This is a genomic window from Natronobeatus ordinarius (assembly GCF_024362485.1).
GTDB lineage: Archaea > Halobacteriota > Halobacteria > Halobacteriales > Natrialbaceae > Natronobeatus > Natronobeatus ordinarius.
This window is the reverse complement of the sequence record NZ_CP101456.1, coordinates 3,762,318-3,782,091: the sequence shown is the minus strand read 5'-3', so window position 1 is coordinate 3,782,091 and position 19,774 is coordinate 3,762,318. Positions and strand designations below refer to the sequence as shown.

Below are 19,774 nucleotides of genomic sequence, written 5' to 3'. Positions count from 1 at the left end.
CCTCGACGCTGGAACGGTCGCCGGGCTACTCGAGCTCCTCGAGCACGTCGAAGCGGAGCCCGCTCGCGAGTTCGCCCGCGCCGTTGGTGGTCCGGCGGCCGGACCAGAGGTGGGTCGTGCCGTCCGTCCAGCGCGCCAGCTGGTACGTTCGGGTGATGGTTACGCCGCTACGAGTGACCTCCTCCTCGTAGATCCAGTACGGGCGGTCTGTCCCGACCCAGGTGGCGTCGTCGTCGAGTTCGTCGCCGTCGTCTCCGGTCTCATCCTCCGCGGGGAGCGTCGCCGGATCGGGCGCGAGGATCAGTCCCTCGGGTCGTGGAATCTCGGTCAGCGGCGCGTCGAGGGAGTCGGCGTCGAGCAACAGGGCCTGTGTGAGCCGGTAGGCCGCGTCGGGGTCGGTCCACGTCGGCGGATCGTCCGGATCGTAGTCCATCGTGAACGGGAACCAGTACGGCGGGACGGCCGTCGAGAGCCGGTAGCCGCCGTCGGCGTCCGGGCGGGTGAGGAGCTTCCGAACGGCGAGCGCTTCCGTGGTCGACGCACCGCCCGACCCACCCGCGACGCCGGGCGCATCGGGGTCGGTGTCGTAGACGTCGACGGCGTCCGCCTCGTGCCAGACCGACAGCGCCAGTCCGGCACCGAAGTCGTCCTCGCTCGGTGCGGTGCCCGTGTAGAGCGTGATCGACTCACCGGGCCCGAGCTCCGGCGGCTCGGGTTCGACGGCGTCGAACGAGAAGATCGGCTCGATCGTCTCGTGGACGGTCGGGGCCCCGTCGCCGGGCTCGCCCTCGGTCTCGACGAAGACCGCCCGGACCTCGTGATTCCGCAGGTCGTAGCTGTCTTCGCCCGGGTTGGTGAACGTGACGTACTCCCGGTCCGGATCCTCAGCCATGTGGACGGTCTCCACCTCGAGCGTCGGCACCTGAAACTCCGTCCGGTCGACGGGCTCGTCTGCCGGTCCCTCGACGACGCGCTCGAGCGCGAAGACGAGGTTCGCCAGCTCGTCTCGCCCCATGACGACCTCCTCGATCGGGTCGCCACGGGTCACGTCGGCCAGCGTCGGCGGGAGCAACAGCCCCGGTTCGTCGTGCGCTTCCGTCTCCGATCGGTAGAGCCACCAGTCGTCGGTCACCGGCTCGGCGGGCAGCTCGACGCCGAAGACGTCGGTGACCGTACACTCGGTGATCCGAACGAACGAGCCGATCGGCGCCTCGACCGGGATCGTGAACCAGTCGGCACCGAACTCGACGGCGTACTCGAGCAGGAGGAGCTTCGCGAGGCCGACGCCGTCGGCCGAGAGCTCGGAGAGCGCGAGGCTGGCGTCGGTGAACTCCCACCACCGGCGGTCGGGCATCCCGGGGAAATTCACCATCGTGGGAAGCCCGTGGCACTCGTCAGTCGTGGTCGCCGGACTGCCGTCGGGACCGCCCGCCTCGTAGGGATCGAGCTCGACGGGCGGCTCGTCACTGCCGTCGTCCGCGCCCTCGGCCAGCGCGTCGGCACCGGGGACGAACGCGTCGCGGTCCAGTCGACCGCCGGGGTACGCCGAGACGTCGAACGAAGCTGCGGTCTCGCCCGCCCCGGTCCGGATCGCCGCGTCGTACTCGAGGCGGGTGGGTCGCCAGGCCGTCCCGGTCTCGGCGTCCGGCTCGTCGTACAGCGTCAGGTACCACTCCGCGTACGCGAGCGCCGCATCGCGATACTCGTCGGTGGGCGAGGCCCCCGCGGGCAGTGGCAGCGCCGACGTCGTCACCCCGTTCCAGGCGTCGACGGGGTCGTCGACCTCGACCACCGTCGCCAGATCCTCGACGGCGTCCGCCAGCGCGGCGTAGATCGCTGCCCCGTCGAGCGCTCGACCGTCCATCACGCGGAAGTAGCGTCGGTCCGCGGCCTCCATGGGTTCCTCGGGCGTCTCGAGGTGGAACTCCTCGGGGAAGTCCGCGACCGGGTACTCACCGACGCCCGTCGAGGCGAGCAGCCGGCGGAACTGGCTCCCCGCCTCCGCGGCGAGCCGACCGGTCGGGACGCGCTCGCCCGTCATCACCGGTTCCCGCTCGATGAGCGGTTCCAGGGGGCCGCCGTCGTAGGCGACCGCGTCGGCCGCGCCGGCCTCGCCGTCGCCGCGGAGTTCGACCGCGGTGAGCGCGTCCCGCTCGGTCCGCACCGCGACGTCGACCGGCGTCCCGGCGTCCGCGCCACGGAGTTCGGCGAGCTGCCACTGGCGGCTCAACAGCCAGAGCGGATCGTGAACCCGTCCGGCTAGCCCTTCCTCCAGATCCGTACTCCGTGAGATCGGCGCGAGGCGACTCCAGTGGGGCCAGTCGGCGCTCATCGCGAATCACCCGCGTCGTCGGCCTCGAGGGAGTCGGCGATGAACTGGACCTCCTCGAGCACCGTCGTCGTCTCGTAGACGTGCCTCGGGAGCAACAGCGGGTCGGTGGACCGATCGTACCAGTCGATCACGTCGAAATTCACCGACGGCGTGACGGGTCGCTCCTGGCCGTCGTTCGGGAAGTAGAGGCCGGGAAGCAGCGAGCGCGCACCCTCGACCGCCGCGAGGTCGTCGAGGTCCACCGACCGGTACTGCGCGTAGGCCATCGTCTCCGTCACCGCGCCGAACAGCGCCCCGAGGGACCACTCTTCGTCCTCGGGCGGTACCGCGAGCAGGATCGACTGCGGCGGCCGGTTGCCCGGATCGTCACACTGGATCGCCAGCCCCGTCCGCTCGGTCTCGGCGGGCACCGTCTCCACCCACTCGTCGACGAACAGCGCGGTCACCCGGCCGCCGACGTCGGCCGGTTCGACGCCGGGGCCGAACTGCGCGACCAGCGAGAGCCGTCCTCGCTCGACCTCGACGCCGTCGGCGCCCATCCAGTCGTCCTCGGACCGGAAGGGGAGCTGGCCGACCGTCAACTCCCGGGCGAACTCGCCGGTCAGCGCCTCGGCGTAGCTGAGCGCGTCGCGCAGCTTCGCCGGCCGCGACCGGACGCGCGAGACGCGCTGGAACCAGCGTTCCACCGCGAGCGGGCCGGCCGACGCCGGCGGCGCCGTCTCCGCGAACGTTCGCGCCAGTTCCCCACCGTTGGGCGGCCCGAACGGCACCAGGATCGGAACCTCGTCGTCGAGCAAGATCGCCAGTCGCTCGCGCCCGTCCTCGACGCGCTGTGGGAGAGGCCGGTCGGTCGGGTACGACGGGTGCGTCGGGTCGAGCCCGGCTGCATCGGTCAGGCGCTCGTCGAGCTCGACCAGCAGTGTCGTCGCCTGGGTACGGAGGGTGCGCTCGTCCTCCCGCGCGTCGCCGACGGGTGCCGCCGGCACCGACCCGTAGAAGCCGGCGAACGAGGCCGCGAGCAGTGGCTCACGGAGCCCCTCGAGGACCGCCCGGCGCAGGGCGGTCGCACCGTCGGCGTCCCTGGCGGCCTCGAGCAGCGCGCGGTCGGCCGAAACCGCCTCGGTCGCGACGGCCGCGTCGTCGGTGATCGTCTCGGTGGCGTCGATCGGATTCGGTCCCGTTCCGGCCCCCCAGTCGGCGAGGTCGGACGGGTCGTCGAGCGACGCCGCCAGCTCGTCGAGTTCGTCGGCCAGTTCGATCAGGGCGTCGCCGGCCGCCGCCGTCGGCTCCGTCTCGGCCACGCCGGCGAACAACGTCTCGAGGTCGTCGACCGCGCCCGCAATCGACGCGAGGTCGTCGGCGAGGGCCGCCAGGTGGTTCGGCTCTCCACCGCTCGCTGCCCCACCCTCGTCGCCGTCGGCCTCGAACCCGCTCGCGGCGAGCGACGCGAAACCGTCGGCGTCGAACACCCACGCCTGGAGCCGCGCCAGCGTCAGGGTCGGTCGGTCGACGACGTCGGCGAGCGCCCCGACGAGCCACGGCGGCGCGTTGACGAGCGCGTCGATCGTTCGGGCCGTGACGGTCGGCTCGACCGTCTCGGCCACCAGGTGGCCGACCGGCTGGTCGAACGCGAGCGCACGCGGCGGCGCCGACGACCGGAGGACGGCCGCGTCGGCCGCCACCCGTCGGAGCCGGCGGCGCACGTCGCCGACACCCTCGAACCCGGGTACCGGCTCGATCCGGGCACTGGCGTGCCCCCCGCTCGAGCCGAACACGTCGAACGCCGCGTCGAGGCCGAGGGCCACCGCCACGTCGATCAGGTCCCAGCAGGCGTCGACGACGGCCGCGAGCTCCACCGCGTCGAGGGCGGCGAGCGCCCCGACGGCGTCCCGGTCGGCGTCGGTGAGCACCGGCGAGTTCGTCTCGATCACCGCGGCCTCGGCCGCGACGGCCTCGAGGTCGAGCGCCTCGATGGCGGCCTCGAGCTCCGCGAGCGTCGGCGCGTCGTCCTCGAGCGAAAGTGACTCGCGGACGGCGGCCAGCCAGCAGAGGGCGCCGAGGCTGTCGCGTGCGTCGTCCACCGCGCCAGCCGGATCCGGTGCCGGCTCGTCTCCGGTCGCCAGCACCCGACCGGCCGCGCTGTAGACGATCGTCCCGCCCGCCACGGCGACGACCGAGAACGGGGCACCGGGCTCGAGGTCGTCGAAGTCGACGGTGGTCGCGAACCGGCCGGCGTCGACGTCGGCCGTGGTGACGCGTGCGAACGGCGTCGTGCCCGAGACGCCCCAGACGTAGACGTCGACCGTCGGAATCACTGGGTCGACCGAGTCGTCCGTTCCGTCGTCGGGGTCCTCGTCCTCGGCGTCGTCGGCCGCGTCTGCGTCGTCAGCACTGTCGGCGTCGTCCACGCCCTCGTCGTCGCCGGAGCCACCCGTCGGATCGATGGGCCTCCCCGCGAGTGCATCAGGGTCGATCGAGGGCCGCGCGACGGCGTCCAGTTCGAACAGGGAACCCTCCAGGGCATCCGACTCGTCTGCCTCGGCCGCCTCCGAGAGCACCCACTCCGGAACGCCAATCCCCGGATCGAGCAGCTCGACGGTCCGGTACCGGACTCCGCCGTCACCGTCACCGCCGTCATCATCGCTACTGCCGTCGCCACCGTCGCTACCGCCGTTACCGTCGTCACCGCCGTCACCGCTGTCGCCCCCGACGTCGCCACTGCCGCCGCCATCGCCACTGCCGTCACCACCATCGGACTCGCTCCCGTCACCTGCTTCGGCAGCGTCATCGTCGCCACGGCTACCCTTCGGCGGACGGGGGACGTGGCCGATCGCGCCGACCAGCTCCTGATCCGCCTCGGCGACCACGAGGTGCGTCTCACGCGCGTTGGCTGCGTCGGTCACGCCAGCGGGGAGCTCGTCGGCGAGCGCCTCGAGCGCACCGGAGACGTCGGCGGTTTCGAGCGCCGTCGTCGCCTCCTCGACGGCTGCAAGCACCCCGTCGTCGGCGACCGAATCGAGGGCCTCGCCGACGGCGTCGGCGCGGGTCGTCAGCGCCGCCTCTTCGTCGATCGGGTCGACGTCGCCGGCGTCCGTCGACTCGTCACCGGTTTCGGTCCCCGTCTCGCCCGCAGGCTCTTCACTCGAGCCCGCCAGGAGCGTCTCCGCGTCCACGCCGAGGGGCGTCACCCGATCGATCAGCGTCGCCTCGAGCGCCGTCAGCGTCGTTTCGACTGCCGTCGCCCGCGCCTCGATCGCGTCGACCGAGGTCTCGTCGAAGCCGGGGTCCGCGGGATCGGCGGGGTGGACCAGGTCGACGCCGTCGGCGGGCCGGCCGGCGTCGATCAGACTGGCCAGGCTCCGTGCGGCCTCGATCAGCGCGGCGACGCTGATCGCCGCGTCACCGGGATCGGTGAGCGTGAGCGAAACCGACGCGTCTGGCGGGACGTCCGCGGGCCGGTCCCGGCGCAGCCGGTAGGCGAACCGTCGCTCGAGTTCAGACTGTCCCTCCCGTTCGGCGTCCTGGGCGAGGGCGAGCACGTCCAGGGCCGACAGGTCCAGGACGGCCATCGTCGTCGTCGTTTCGTGGAAGACCGGTTCGCCCGCCGGGTCGGATCCGTCCTCGCCCTCGGTCCACTCGTAGACGACGCGACAGCCGACGTCCTCGGATTCCGGCAACAGGGACGACGCCCACGACTCGAGTGCGGGCTCGGCGACCGCCCGCAGGTGCGGCTCAGCGCCGTCCGGATCGGACTCGTCGGCCTCGAGCACGACCAGCCCGCGGTGGGTCAGACCCGTCTCGCTCCGGGGCAGGGCCGTGACCTCGGGCTCCGGCAGGTGGGCGCCCGTCGAGAGCGCCTCGAGCGAGAGCCCCGCCCTGTCGGCATCGCCCTTGCCCAGCTGGTGGACGCTCTCGGCGATCAGCAGGTCGCTCACGGCGTCGACGTCGTCTCGAAGCTCCTCGACGATCGCCTCGAGGGCGACGTACGCCGGGTCGGCGTCGTCGTCACCGTCGTCCGGGAGCGCCGAGCCGTAGCCGAACGGATACGCCTCGTGCCAGTGTCGAACGAGCTGGTAGCCGTCGACGACGTCGCTTTTCGCGAGTTCGGCTCGCCGAGCTGCCTCCTCGGGGTCGATCGGCGAGTCGGTGTACTCGAGCGAGCCGAGGACGGCCGGGAACGCCTCCCGAAGGGGTTTCCGGTACTGCATCAGGTTCTCCCCCGTCGCACTCACCGTCTCCTCGTGGAGGCGACGCTCGAACCGGTATCCCAGTAGCTCTCCCAGAGATTGGCCGCGCCTGACGCCCTGGAGGAGCCATCGGGCGTCCTGGACGCGCTCGGCCGAGAGGTCTACGTCGAGGAGGTTCGCCCCCTCGTCGTCCTCGCCGGCCAGGTAGCCGCTTCGAAGGAGCGCCGCGGTCTCGGCCTGCTGGACGGACGGGGCGTGGACGTACGTCGGCGTCTCCTCGGGCGTCGGGCACAGATCGTGGACGACGCCGTAGCCGCCGACGTAGATGCCGGGTTCGGCCCCCTCGGCCAGTTCGGCGCCGAAGCCGTCGATCTCGCTCGGGTCGTCCGCGTCACTTCCGTCCCCTTCGTCGCCACCGGCGTCGACCTCGAGCTCGAGCGCCCCCGCGAGCGACGGGTCGAGCCCCGCCAGGATCTCGTCCGGGTCGTACCCCTCGACGTCCCAGGCGTCGAACGCCTCGGTGCCGAGTCGCTGGTGCTCGCGCAGCTCGAACAGCCGCTTGGTCGCGAGCGACGTCCACCACGCGTCGAGGCGGTGGCTCGCCAGGTCGAGGGTCTCGCCGATCAGCGTCGCGAGGGACGCCGGCTCGACCGTCTGTACGTGCGCGAGGCTGTCGGTGAACTCGCTGAGTCGGGGATCGAGCCCGGTCGTGGTCGCGTCGTCGGCCGCGATCGTCCGCAGGACGTCGGCGTAGCTGGGATCGCGGTAGGAGAGGTCCGCCAGCAGGGGCTCGGCGGGGACGTGCTCGCCGTAGGTCAACTCCTCCGATCCAGCCGGCCAGGCCGACTGGGTGGCGGTGTGCCGGGCCGTGTCGTCGGCCTTGATTGCATCGTCGGTATCGCCAGTGGCGTCGACGGATTTGGCTGCATCGGCGAGCGCGCCCGTCTTCGCCAGCGAGTGCGAACTCGCCTTCGTGTCGACGGCCGCCGCGTCCAGTTCCGGGACGCCGAACGAAACGGTCATCCCGGAGCGATCGGTTCCCCCGCCGTCGGCGGAATCGTTACCCCCGCCCTCGGATCCGCCGTCCGTTCGTCGGTCACCCTCCGGTTCCTCGTCCGCGTCGACGTCGTCGTAGGTGAACGTCACCTCGTCGAGGTCCGTCCTGTCGATCGATTCCGCGTTCGTCAGGTCGCGCTCGCCCACGTCGACCGTGGGGATATCGTCGTCGCCGTCGTCACCGGACTGAGTGAAACTCGTCCCGTAAACGGCGTCGACGATGGGGTCCGGGACGGTCGGCTGGATCAGGTCGTCGTAGGCCGTCACGTACGTCGTGAGAGCTGGATTCGAGAAGTGCAGGAAGTCGAACGGCCTCGCCGGCGGGTCGTCGAACGCGATTCCCAGGCGAGCGCGCGCCTCGAGGTACTCGCGCACCAGCCCGTGCTGTAACAGGACGCGTGCGAGCGACCGGTGAACGCCGGCGTCGCCGTAGGACGCGGCGAAGTCCGCCGCGGTCTCCAGCTTCTCGCCGGCCGGTCCCGCGCCAGCCGGGTCGGTCAACACGGCGTCGAGCAACCCGACCGGATCGTCCGCCTCCTCGAGGGCAGCGTACAGCGCCGCCCGGCGTGATCCCGGGAGCAGCGTTCCCCACGCGTCGGCCAGCGAACCGGAGAAGCCGGACGAGTCGATCGTGGTCGAGCCGGTCCCGTTCGTCGACGACCTCCGGAACAGCGACAGGTCAGCCTCGTACGAGAGCGTCCACAGGTCTTCGATGGACTCTGCCCGGAGGATCGAGAGGAAGACGTCGACGTCGGCGTCGACGATCTCGTGCGGCTCTAACAGCGGGCCGTCATCGACCTGCTGGAGCGGCAGGTGGGCGAGTCGGGGATCGAACTGGTGGAGGTCGCGCTCGGTCAGGAACGCCCTGAGCGCCCCGGCGTTATCAGCCGAGTGCTGCGGGGCGACGCGAGCGTCGACGCGGGCCGCCCGGGAAACCGCCTCTCGCTCCAGGGCGTCCAGGACGGACCAGTCGTCCGCGCCCGACGCGAACGAGAGGTCGTCGGCGGCCTCGCTCCACAGCGGCCGCAGCGACGTCACGAGCGACTCGATCCGGTCGGCGACCCGATCGTCGGTCGGCGTGGGCCGCCGGACGACGAGGTCGCCGTCGATCACGCCCTGCGGGACGTCGACGATCGTCTCGCCGCCAATCGATCCGGCCATCGTCGACTCTCCCACAGCCGACTCCAGCTCGTCGGCGGACCGGGCGGCGTCGACGATGGCCGGATCGATCTCGTCCCGATCGTGGACGTGGTCGCCGTCGAGGAGACCGTCCGGATCGACGGTCGGCTCGACCGGGTCCGTCTCGTCGGCGAGCGTCTTCGTGCCGGTCGTCTGCGCGCCGGTGGGCTCGCGACCGGTGTGCAGCAGGTAGTTCGCGCCGCCAGCCTCCCCGACGCCGCCAAGCGTGAGCGTCCGCGAGGTCGCGGGATCGAACCCGAACGCGTAGAGGTCGCGCTCGGCCTTCCCGACCGGTTCGGTCACCTCGACCGTCCGCACCGACGGAACGTCGGCTGCGTCCGCCTCGGCGTCTGCTTCCGGTCGGGCCGGTTCGGCGGGGAGACCGGCCGCCTCGAGTTCCGCCGGCGTGTAGCCGGCGTCGGCCAGTTCCTCGGGCTCGAGGCCCGTCTCGGCGAGTTCCATAGCACCCGTCCCCGCCTCGCGAAGCGTCTCGAGGTCGGCGCCGGCGTCGACCAGCGCCGCCACCGACACGTCCGCCGCCTTCAGCGCGCCGAGGTCCGCACCAGCGTCGACCAGCGCGTCGACCGACTCCTCGGCGTCGAGCAACTCGCCGACGGTGTAGCCTGCCTCGAGCAGCGCGTCCGGGCCGTACCCCGATTCGAGGAGGGCGTCCGGACCGAAGCCGCGCTCGCGCAGGCCGTCGACGGTGACGCCCTCGTTCGCAAGCTCGGCGACCGATCGTCCGACGTCGGCGACGTCAGCGAGCGAGATGCCGGTGTTCGCGAGTTCCTCCTCGGCGAAGCCGCCGTTGAGCAACTCGGAGGCGGTGTAGCCCGCCTCGAGCAGGTCCGCCGCCGAAACGCCGGCGACACGCAGGCTCCCCGCCGGGGCCTCGAGCCGGCGGAGCGTGTCTCGGTCGAGCCCGACGTCGGCGAGCGCGCTCGGCGGGGCCCCGCCGCGCAGGACGTCGGCGACGGTGAAGCCGGCCGACACCACGTCTCGGGCGGTGAAGCCGGCTCTGACGAGTTCCTCGGCGGGAATGTCGACGCCGGCGAGCTGGGCCACGGTCGCGCCCGCCCGGGCAATTTGTTGGGGCTTCGCCCCGGCCTCGATGACCTCCCGGATGGTCGCGCCGACCGACTCGAGTTCCACCACTTCGAACCCCGCGGTCACGAGCTGGGAGAGCTCTGCACCCCGGTCGGCCAGCTCCTCGACGTTCTCGCCCAGCTCGCGCATCGTCGTCGCTTCCACGCCGCCCTCGAGGAGCTCGACCGGGTCGACGTCGTGTTCGTACAGGGCTTCGGGCTCGGCGTCGGCCTCGAGCAACTCCTCGGTCGACAGCTCCTGGGCCTGGACCAGCGAGGCCATTCGGACGCCCTGGTCGGTCGCCTCGGGGACCGTCAGCGCTCGGTTCTTGATCGCAGACACCACGTTCGGGTCCGGCGCCGGAACCGCCGTCTCGGTGTCGTGGGTCGCCGTCACCGGGAGGAGGCCGTACGGCTGGGACCCCACCCGGAGAGTCGGGAACGGGCCGCGCGCCCGGACGTACCGGATGAAGTGGCGTCGGTAGGCGTCGAGCCAGGCCAGCGCCTCGGCGGGGTCGGTCTCCCCGTCGTCGAATCCCGGAACCGGATTCGACGCCCCGTCCCAGATGCTCTCGAGGCCGATCAGCTCGTTCGGCGTCAGGACGTTCGTGAGCGTGTAGCCGAGCGTCGCGGGCCAGAGCGCGGAGTTGGCGTGGCGGGCGTCGAGCTGGTCGGTCGAGTCCGCCCCGGGGACGTGGGCGAAGGGGTGGCCGTCGCTCGTGTCGAGCGCGAGCGCCCGGGCGAGGAGGTCGCCGTCGCTCAAGTCCATCTCGGCGACTCGCGGCGGGCCGATCGCCTCGGGATCCTCGTCGAGGGCACCCACCGGATCGGCCGACTCGACGTTCGTCTCCGTCCCCGGCGAGAGTAGCGAGAGTCCGCTCGTGTACTGGTGGCTCCGGAGTTGGTCGGTCAGCGCTTCGGCGGTCGAACCCGGCGCCATCGACGCTTTCGCCCCGACGACGACGAGCCGGTCGATCCCGCGGGCATCGTCGTAGCCGGGCAGGGCCGCGAGCGGAACGCGAAGCGCCATCCCCACCTCGAACGCCGCCTCGATCTCCTCGGTCCACTCCGAGCCGTCGGGGTCGTCCGGACCGCCGCCGTCGCCCTCGAGCTCCGCCCGCGGGCCGATCGGGAGGAGGTCCTCGATCGGCTCGCCAGCGATCGTCTTCCGGCCCGTCTCGCCGTCGGGACGCTCCCACTCGAGCAGGGCCACCCAGCGGTCGGGCAACAACTTCGCGATCGGTTGTTTCGTCCAGGGCTGGCTCCGCAACGGCGTCTCCGGGAAGGCGAGCCCGGGATACTCGCCGTCGGTCTCGGGGGGTGAGCGGTCGACCTCATCGGGGACGGCCGATTTCGCGTCGAGGTCGGGTAGCCCCAGCTCGGGTGGGGTCAGGAGGGCGTACTCGAGGTCGGTGCCGTCGTGGTCGGTCGGTGCGAGCGCGTGGACGACGTAGTCGGCCCGGTCCTCGCCGAGTCGGTCGACAAGCGTCCCCCAGGCGCGGGACTTGAGCTCGTCGTAGCGTGCGTCGTGTGTACTGGAAAACCGATCGAGGTCGATTCCGGCGAGCATCTCGCGGAGGCCGGGGTCGTTCGGGAACCGCTCGGTGAGGTACGTCCCCTCGGCGTCGAACTCGATCTCGTCGGGGTCGGGGTGGGCGGCGAGCCACATCGTCGCCCAGAAGCGTTTTCCTGACCGACGTTCCTCGGTCGTCAGCTCGAACTCGTGGGTGTGGGCGTGGACGTCGTCGTGGTAGAGACGGATCCAGAGTTCGTCCTCCTCGGCGGACGTGGTATCCGCGGGGCCGACGAAGCGCGTCTCGATCCCGACCGGAAACAGCGCGATCGGCTGCTCCTCGAGGGTCGTCACGGGGTCGTAGACCGCCTCGGTCGCCGCGTCGATCGCGTCCTGCACGCGCGAACGCTGGGCGACCCGGTCGTGCAACGCCGCGACGGCGACCGCCTCGAACAGCTCGGCCGCGTCCCGAACCGGTTCAGGGCCGGCCGGAACGGCCGCGAGCGCCGCCGGTACCGCGTCCCACGGGCCGCCGTCGGCGTAGGTTTCGAGGGCGTCGACGAGGGCGCCGACGGTCGCGTCGACCGTGTGTTCGGTCGAAAACGCGGTTAGCGGCGCCGGCTCGCTGTCCTCGCCCGACTCCACGAGGAACGCGAGCGCGTCGCGGGGCTCGTCGGACTCGAGCTGGAACCGCTCGAGGGCGTCCTCGACGGCCTCCCAGGCGGCCCGCTCCGTCGAATCGAGGTCGGCGAGGATCGACGATCCCGCCGAGAGGTCGTCGACGCCGTGGCCGATCCAGTCGACCGCGTCGCCGAACGCGAGCAGTTCCTCCCGGACGAGCCGGGCCCGGTTGAGCAGGTCGTCGCTCCGGCGCCACCGCTCCCGTGCGGCCGCCGCCTCGGCGTACAGGTCCTCGCTGGCGTCGCCACCAGCGTCCGTTCCCGCGTTCATTCGTCGACACCTCCGTCAGTCGAGGTCGATCCGGGTGACGTCAGGAACGAGAGGTCGTCGGCGAGTTCGAACGACTCGGGCATCTCCCCGATCACGAACGGACTGTCGTCGTCGGGATCGGGCAACAGCTCGCTCGCGTGAATCGCGACGCGGCTCGGCCGACGCCAGGTGAGGTGGGCCATGTGCGCGCTGTTCTTGCCCCACTCGACGGACTGGTTCACGCCCGATCCGTCGTCGTCGCTCATCCCGTCGTACCAGCCGGGCTCGTTGGCGACGGCCACGTGCTCGCCCGTCTCGGCGATCGGGTCGATCGACTCGTCGTCGTCCCCGCCGAGCATGCCGAACCGGACGTCGGCGGCCGGCTCCTCGATGACGAAGAACCAGCCCTCGTCGTCGTGGTCGTCCGGCGCCGGCTCCTCCGGCAGGTGGTACGGATCGGCTCGCGCTTCGGGCACGGTCAGGTCGAAGCCGAAGAACGTGACGTCGTCTCCGAGTGAGCCGCTGAACTCGGGAAACCGCACGTTCTCGTCGTCGAGGGCATCGCCCTCCTCGACGTTCTCGTAGAGGTTGGGCAACGCGGGGATTCGGTCTGAGTCGTCTATCGCTCCGGTCGCGTCCTCGGTCGCTTTTGCCGCGTAGATCATCGTATTCGGGTACCGACGGAGTAACTCACCGCGAACGAGGAGGACGGCCGTCGGTTGCTCGTCCCCCTCGAGGTCGTTCGATCCCAGTGCACCGGACCAGCGGTGCAGCTCCTCGATATCCTCGAGGGTGTCCACGTCGGGACTCGCCCGGTGGTCCCAGAACTGCCTGAAGTACGTCCCGCGCTTGTCGGTCGGGTACCGACGCCAGCGCAGCAGCCGGGCCATCTCGTGGTTCAAGCCGGCCATGAACGCCTCGACGAACGCCGGGTTCGTCTGCACGAGCCCGACGCTGTCGTCTGGTACCTCGCCTACGCCGGGTAGCAAGTGTTCGGGGTCGAGGTCGACGAGCGACTCGGACATCGGCCGGTCGAACGACGGCGCTGCCATGATCTGCTCGAGCGGGTCGAGCCGGTCCGGGATGGCGGGGAGGTTCAGCCGATCGGCCACGACGGCCGGGAGGCCCCGGTCGGGATCCAGCTCGGTCAGGATGGCGTCGGTGACCGCCTCGAGGTCGGCCTGGGCCAGCTCTGCGCCCGGCGCGGGGCCGAACTGTTGGCTCTTGAGCATCGACGTCGAGAACCCGGCACCCATCCCGTCGGCGTCGGTTGGACCTTCGGCGCCCGCCATCGTCGGGTCTGCGTCGGCCTCGATGGCGACCATGCTCCGGATTCGGTCGACGACGCCGATCATCCGCGAGATCGTCGTCGTGGCGGACGACAGCGGCGGGCTCGCCGCGTCGAGCGGCGCCTCCGGATCGGAGAGTCCCTCGACGGCCGCCTCGAGGGCCGCCTCGACGGCGGCTTCGAGCCGGTCGCCCGACTCGCGCAGCCGGTCACACAGGTCGGCCGCCACGTCGCTCGTCAGCTCGGCGGCCACCGTCGGCGGCCGCGGCTCGATCAGCAGCTTCGAGAGCGCCCGTGAGAGTGGCTCGACCGTGTTCGGAACGATGCTCGCGGCCCGACGGTAGGGATCGGGGTCGGCCCGGACGAGGTCGACCACCTGCGCGTGCTCTTGCCGGTCGACGGCTCGCTCGAGCCGGGAGAGGACCGAGCGTGCCGAGAGGCAGTGGCGTTCGACGCTCTCACACAGCGCGAGCACGCGGTGGCGAGCGACGCGCGACTCGTAGCGCTCGTCGGCCGGATCGGCGTCGGGATCGGCCGAGCGGACCCCTGGCGGGAGTTGTGGCCCCTCGCTGCCGGCCGTCACCGCCAGCACGTTCGCCCCACCCGGGCCGCCGGCGCCCGTTGCGCCGACGTCGCCGAAGCTCGGCGCACTCCAGCCGACCGGCCCCGTCGCGAGATCCTGGTCGAGTGACGTATCGACGCCGCCGAATTCGGCACCGACGCCCGCCTCGGGGTCGAGTTCGTGAACCCCGTCGTGATCGGTTACGGTGTCGGTCTCGGATCCTACGGCCTTCGATTCGGCATCCAGCGTCTGCCCGGGGACCAACCCCTCCTCGATTCGTGTGGCGATCGCCATCGCCTCCAACGTGGCGCCGTCGCGCCGGGCGAGCGGTCCGTGGGAGTTCGTGAGTCCGCGGAATTTCGGGTTCGTCATCCCGACGGGCGTCGTCGTCCCCACGACGTGTGAGTGGACGGTCCCCTCGAGCCGGTCGTCGAAGACGTGTCGGTGGATCGGTCCGGAGAGCTGGAGGAGTCGGCCGGGGGACTTCGTCCGGATTCGGTCGTAGGTCGTCCGGAGCGACTCCCGGACGAGCTGGCTCCGACAGAGGTAGCCGTTGGCCTCCCGGAGGTCGCCGAACTGCTCCCACGCGGCGGCCATCAGGTGTTCCTGTTCGGCCTGCACGACGGTCGTCCCGAAGCCGGCGGCCATCCGGTAGCGCGGGTCGGCGTTGAGCTGGTCGAACCAGTCGGCGTTGGACGCGTCGGCCGCGCCGACGACCGATCGGCTCGCGTGCCACTGCCCGTACAGCGGCGGGGCGACGACGTCCTCCGGGAGCGCCTCGTCGAGCGATTCCGACCGGTTGAGCAGCGACCGGAGCCGGTCGGCCAGGTCGGGATCGTAGGGATCTGAGAGCGCCGCGGCCGCGGGCGACTCGAGGGCGCCCTCGAGACCGACCGTGCTCTCTGCGCCCTCGCCCGGGCGCTTGAGCGCCGTCGGCCCGGGTTTGCTGACGTCGACGGTCCGCCGGCCGACGTCCTGGCCGAGCACGACCGGTTCGAGATCGGTCGCGAGCGAGACGAAGTCTCCCTCGGGCGAGGTGATGAACGTCCAGGAGTCATAGACTGGAAGTTCGACCGTTCCAGACTCGGCGTCCCAGGCGAACGCGTTCGTCGGGTCGGGGTCGCGACCCAGCCCCGCCTGTCGACCCGGCTCGAACACCGGAACGACCGCCGCGCGATAGCGGGTGTTCGCCTCGAGGTTCCGCGGACAGAGCAACCGCGAGCGCGAGTGGGTCGACTCGGCAGCGATCGCCGGGACGTCAGCGCCGTCGCCGGGTGTGCCGAGGTGCTGGGCGTGCGCCCAGAGGTAAGATTCGGCCGGATCAGGTAGCTCGGAGACCGGCGCCTCGAGCGCCGGAAGCGACCCGGGACCGACGGCCGCGTAGGAGACGTCCGGGTGATCGCGGTCGACGACGACGAGACACAGCCAGGGGTGGACCCGACCCGCGACGTCCGCGCGCTGGGGGCTGAACAGCCAGGGCAGGTCCGGTCGGTCGAACTCGACGACGGGGAACTGCCGGGGCGGGAAGGCGTCCGTCCGGGGTGTCGGCTCGCGCCTGACGATCTGGCGCTCGTCGAGGCCGGTCACGTCGCCCGGTCCGTAGACGTGGACGGCGACCGCGGCCTCCTCGGTGGTCTCCCGATCATCGTCGTCGTAGCCGGTGACCGAAAGCGTCACCGCCGTCTCCCCGCTATCGGGAATCGACCCCTCGTCCCCGTCGAACTCGCTACCTGGTCGATGCCCCGCTCTGACCACCGGATAGAACGTGTAGGTTGCGTCGTCGCTCATCGAATCCCCTCCGTCGTGGCGCGAACGCGACGGCGCTCGACCACCTGGTACCGACCCTTCTCGGCCGGATTCGCCCGGACGTGTCGGGCGATGGCCCGCCTGGCAGCGGTCTTGCTGACCGGCCCCTCGGCGAAGGGCGCCGGCGTCATGTCGGCCGAATCGACGGGGACGTACCTCCCCTCCTCCACCGAGAGCGTCGATCCGCCAGTCACGGATTCGAACGACACCTCGCCAGTCTGTGAGATCGAGCGTTCGTCGAACTCGAGGCGCCCGGAACCGGCGTCGCCATCGCCCGGTCCGTCGACCACTGCATCGCCCGACCCGACGTCACCCGACTCGACGACCGGTCCGGCCGTCACGGTCAGCGTGTCCGTCTCGGCGTCGACGTCGACCGTCGCCGTCATCGGTTCCGCCTCGGCGTCGACGGTCGTCGCCTCGGCCGTCACGACCGGCGAGACGTACTTGCGCTTCCCGACGGCCCGTGACTTCGCGGTCGCGACCGCGCCCACGTCGTCGAACGCCTGCGCCAGTCGGACGGGTTCGGTCAGATACGATTCCGCGTCGGGCAACTGCTTGAAACGGCCGAGGTCGGCCAGCGGCGTCGCCCAGTGGCCCTTCCGCCGGTCCTCGACGAACGTCTCGTAACACAGCGTCGCCTCCCGGGCGTTTCGCAGGCGTTCTTCCGCGGAGTCGCCGCCTCTGAAGACGCCGGCCGATTCGACCGTCCGCCCGGCCGGCAACGACTCGAACGACGGACTGTCGAGCTTCTCCTCCTCGGTTAGATCGAGGTACTGACCCGGGGCGAACTGCTCCTCGAGGACACCTTCGAGTTCGAGCGCGTCGGCTTCGCCCTCGGCGGCGGCCCCTTCGATCGTGAACTTCGTCTCCGTCGCCGGCCGGGCGTTGCCGAACACCTCGATGCGGAAGTCGAGCGGGACGACGGTCTGGCGGACCGAGATCGTTCCGAGCGGGTGAACGAGCACGCGCTCGGCAGCGTCGTCGTCCGCGTCCGGACCCGTGCTGGGGGCGGTCAGCTCGTCGAGTTCGCGGACGGTGACCAGCGAGCCGGCGTCGGCGGGGCGCTGGGCGCTCCAGTTGCCCGGGCGCTCGAGCTCCTCGAGGAGCTTCGACATGACGTCCGCCGGCGGCAGGCCGTCGTCGTCGCTTTCCGAGCCGATCGACCCGCTGAAGCTCTTTCCGATCGTCTTGAGCTTGAGATCGATCTCGACGCGGCCCTCGACGTACCACGGCGACGGTCCCTCGAGTTTTCCCTTCGCCGTCAGGCTGAATCCCTTCCCCTTGTACGTGACCGAGAACTTCACGCCGAAGGTGATCGTGAAGAAAAACGGGTCGAACTCGAACAGGGCGTCGAACCAGATGGTGCCGGCGGCCTCGAGCGAACCGGCGGTGGCCGCGGCGTCGACCTTGCCACCGACCTGGGCGGTGTTCGTCGTCAGCGCGAAGTACCCCGAGAGCTCGACGTAGATGCGGTCGTCGGGCTTGCCCATGCTCGCTTTCACCCGGTCGAGTTCGGGGAACGTCCCCGGCGGCTCGTACTCGGGGTGGAAGCCACCCGCCGAGAGGATAAATCGCGGGTTCTGGCCCCAGCCGCTTCGGAGGGCGAAGTCGCCGCTCAGACTCCACTGGAGAACCCGTGAATCGAAGAGAGAGGCGTCGATCGAGACCTCCTGGGCCTCCTGGTCGACGAAGCCGAGTACGTCCATGTTGAGCTCGATCAGCGGCGCGACGTCGTCGGGCAGCAGTGCCGACAGCCGCCCCAGGATGGCGATATTGAGCGAGGGTACCTCGAGGACCACCCCGAGGTCGGCCGTGATCAGCGTCGGCGTCCCCCAGCCCAGTCGCACCATCGGGCCGAAGACGTGCGTGTCCCGCGTCGGCGGGAAGATGGCGCGCAGGTCGGTGATGATCCGCTGGGCGTTGGCGACCGGGTCCTCCGGGAAGAGCACGGAGTCGAGCGAGCCGCTCGCGACCGCCTCCTGGAGCGGCTTCTTCTTCATCGACCGGTGGATGCCGACCAGCCCGCCGACACCGTTGAGCGTGAAGCCGAAGCCCAGTTGCACCGGCGTGAACTCCCCCGCGACGATCACCAGCAGCGAGAAGCCGTCGCCGCCGTCGGGTAGCTCCGTCGTCAGCAACCCGACCGCGTTGAGCGTCAGGTCGCCGACGTGGAGCTGGACCGCGCCCGCGTACCGGTTGTTCTCGTGGTCGAACTCGAGGAAGCCGCCGCCGGAGACCGGCCCGGAGTCGATCGCGAGGCCGATGCCGTCCGGTGGCTTGAAACCGACGTCGAGGTCCGGCGGGAACGGGGCGTCCTCCGGGAAGCTGAGCGTCGCGTCCATTCCCATTCGCGTGATGGTCCCCGTCGCCGGGCCGAGCTCGACCGTCGCCGAGGCGGCCCCGGTCAGCCGGATCGTCCGAGAATCCTCGTCGATCTCGGCACCCGACCCGTCGTCGGCGTCGGGTCGGACTGCGAGGTGTATCTCCTCGAAGGTGACGGGGCCGATCGAGGCGTTCTGCGGGATCGAGGTCTCCAACGTGCCTCCGCGTTCGAAGTACAGCCCCTCGCTCGAGGACCAGCCGACGGTCACGTCGAAGTCGTGATCGATGCCGTCTCCGGGGAGGACGTTCGCCAGAAAGCCGTCGAACGCGTCGGGCTGGAGGACGATCGATCCCGTCGTCGGCGTCTCGAACGCCATCGAGAGCTCGTCACCGTCGTACCGGATGCTCGCGCGAACTGACACCTGGCCGATCGCCAGTCGATTGCCGTCGGAGTCACCGATGAGCGTTCGTTTCGTTTCGTCTTCATGAGAATCGATCGTGACGCCCGCCTCGCCATGAACCGTCGTCGGCGCTTCCCCGTCGCCGATCGATTCCAGTTCGGCTCGAATCCCGTCCTCAGCGTCGGGACGGATCGTCAGCCCCCAGTTGGCCTGCTCGGCGCTGAACCCGGCGTCGAACGTCACGGTGTCGGTGAGCGGAATCGTCTCGTTCAAGCTAGCGTTCCCGAGTGGAACGACGGCGACGCCCGGGAGCAAACCGTCGTTGGTTGGCGGTAACGGGACGAGCGCGAGCGAGAGCGCGACGCCGCCAGTCTCCGTTACCTCGTGAACGATCGGAATGCGAAGTTCCTGCTCGACGGCGATCGGGAATTCGTCGTCTCCCTCGCTCACGCTGGCCAGGGCGGCAACCGCCGGGTTGGACTCCGAGAGCGAGGCCGGGATTCCCAAGTTCCAGAGGATTTCCCTGAGGTAGTACAAAAGCACGTAGACGTCGAAGTCGTCTGACCCCCACGCTACGAGGTCAGCCACGACAGAATTGGGATCCTCGAGGACGTCCGGAAGGGCGGTGAAATCCACCGTTCCAGGGGCCCCCTCGATGACGACGCCGACCATCGCGAGCCCGTTGTACACGCTGGCGTGGTATCGCCGCAGGTAGGTGAGCAACAGGTAATCGAGCAGTCGCGAACCGACGTCCGCCCCATCGATCTCGGGTACGGTGACGTTGTCGAGGTCACGAACCGACACGACGGCGGCCCTGACGTCGTCGAAGAGGGATCGAAGCTCGGACACCGGCGGCAACTCACCACCCTCGACGACCTGATCGATCGTCTCCCAGGTGGCCGCGACAGCCTCTGCGTTCGCAGCGATTACGTCGAACGTATCCTCGAGATTGTCAGCGGGAACACCGACCGACTCGAGCAGCCGTTCGAGTGGTTCGTATTCGCCATTGGCGGCCGCTTCCCCGGCTTCGACGAGCGGTTCGAAGACGCGCGATACAGCGATGAACAACTGTTGGTCGGTCGATCCGTTGGATAGGTCCGGTGTGTCTGTCAT

Annotated in this window: 4 protein-coding genes; all 4 read right to left on the bottom strand. The window is 70.7% G+C overall.

The window, feature by feature from the left end:
* Positions 1–25 precede the first annotated feature (25 nt).
* The 4 genes from NMQ09_RS18910 to NMQ09_RS18895 are packed head-to-tail and all read right to left on the bottom strand — an operon-like array spanning position 26 to position 19,774.
* On the bottom strand, positions 26–2,332 hold the full coding sequence (locus tag NMQ09_RS18910; protein WP_255192125.1) for a hypothetical protein: 2,307 nt from the start codon (positions 2,330–2,332) through the stop codon (positions 26–28).
* Positions 2,329–12,303: a hypothetical protein gene (locus NMQ09_RS18905; protein WP_255192124.1), complete on the bottom strand. Its 9,975-nt coding sequence runs from the start codon at positions 12,301–12,303 to the stop codon at positions 2,329–2,331. The genes NMQ09_RS18910 and NMQ09_RS18905 overlap by 4 nt, the downstream gene beginning before the upstream one ends.
* Complete coding sequence (locus NMQ09_RS18900) at positions 12,300–15,920, bottom strand: hypothetical protein (protein WP_255192123.1); 3,621 nt, start codon at positions 15,918–15,920, stop codon at positions 12,300–12,302. Before NMQ09_RS18900 ends, NMQ09_RS18905 begins: the two co-directional genes overlap by 4 nt.
* The gene (locus NMQ09_RS18895) at positions 15,917–19,774 is read right to left on the bottom strand and encodes a DUF6603 domain-containing protein (RefSeq protein WP_255192122.1); all 3,858 of its coding nucleotides are present in this window, start codon (positions 19,772–19,774) and stop codon (positions 15,917–15,919) included. Before NMQ09_RS18895 ends, NMQ09_RS18900 begins: the two co-directional genes overlap by 4 nt.

Excerpts from the sequence above, each read along its gene's own strand:
- NMQ09_RS18905 (WP_255192124.1), bottom strand. The coding sequence starts at position 12,303 with ATGAACGCGGGAACGGACGCTGGTGGCGACGCCAGCGAGGACCTGTAC.
- NMQ09_RS18910 (WP_255192125.1), bottom strand. The coding sequence starts at position 2,332 with ATGAGCGCCGACTGGCCCCACTGGAGTCGCCTCGCGCCGATCTCACGG.
- NMQ09_RS18895 (WP_255192122.1), bottom strand. The coding sequence starts at position 19,774 with ATGACAGACACACCGGACCTATCCAACGGATCGACCGACCAACAGTTG.
- NMQ09_RS18900 (WP_255192123.1), bottom strand. The coding sequence starts at position 15,920 with ATGAGCGACGACGCAACCTACACGTTCTATCCGGTGGTCAGAGCGGGG.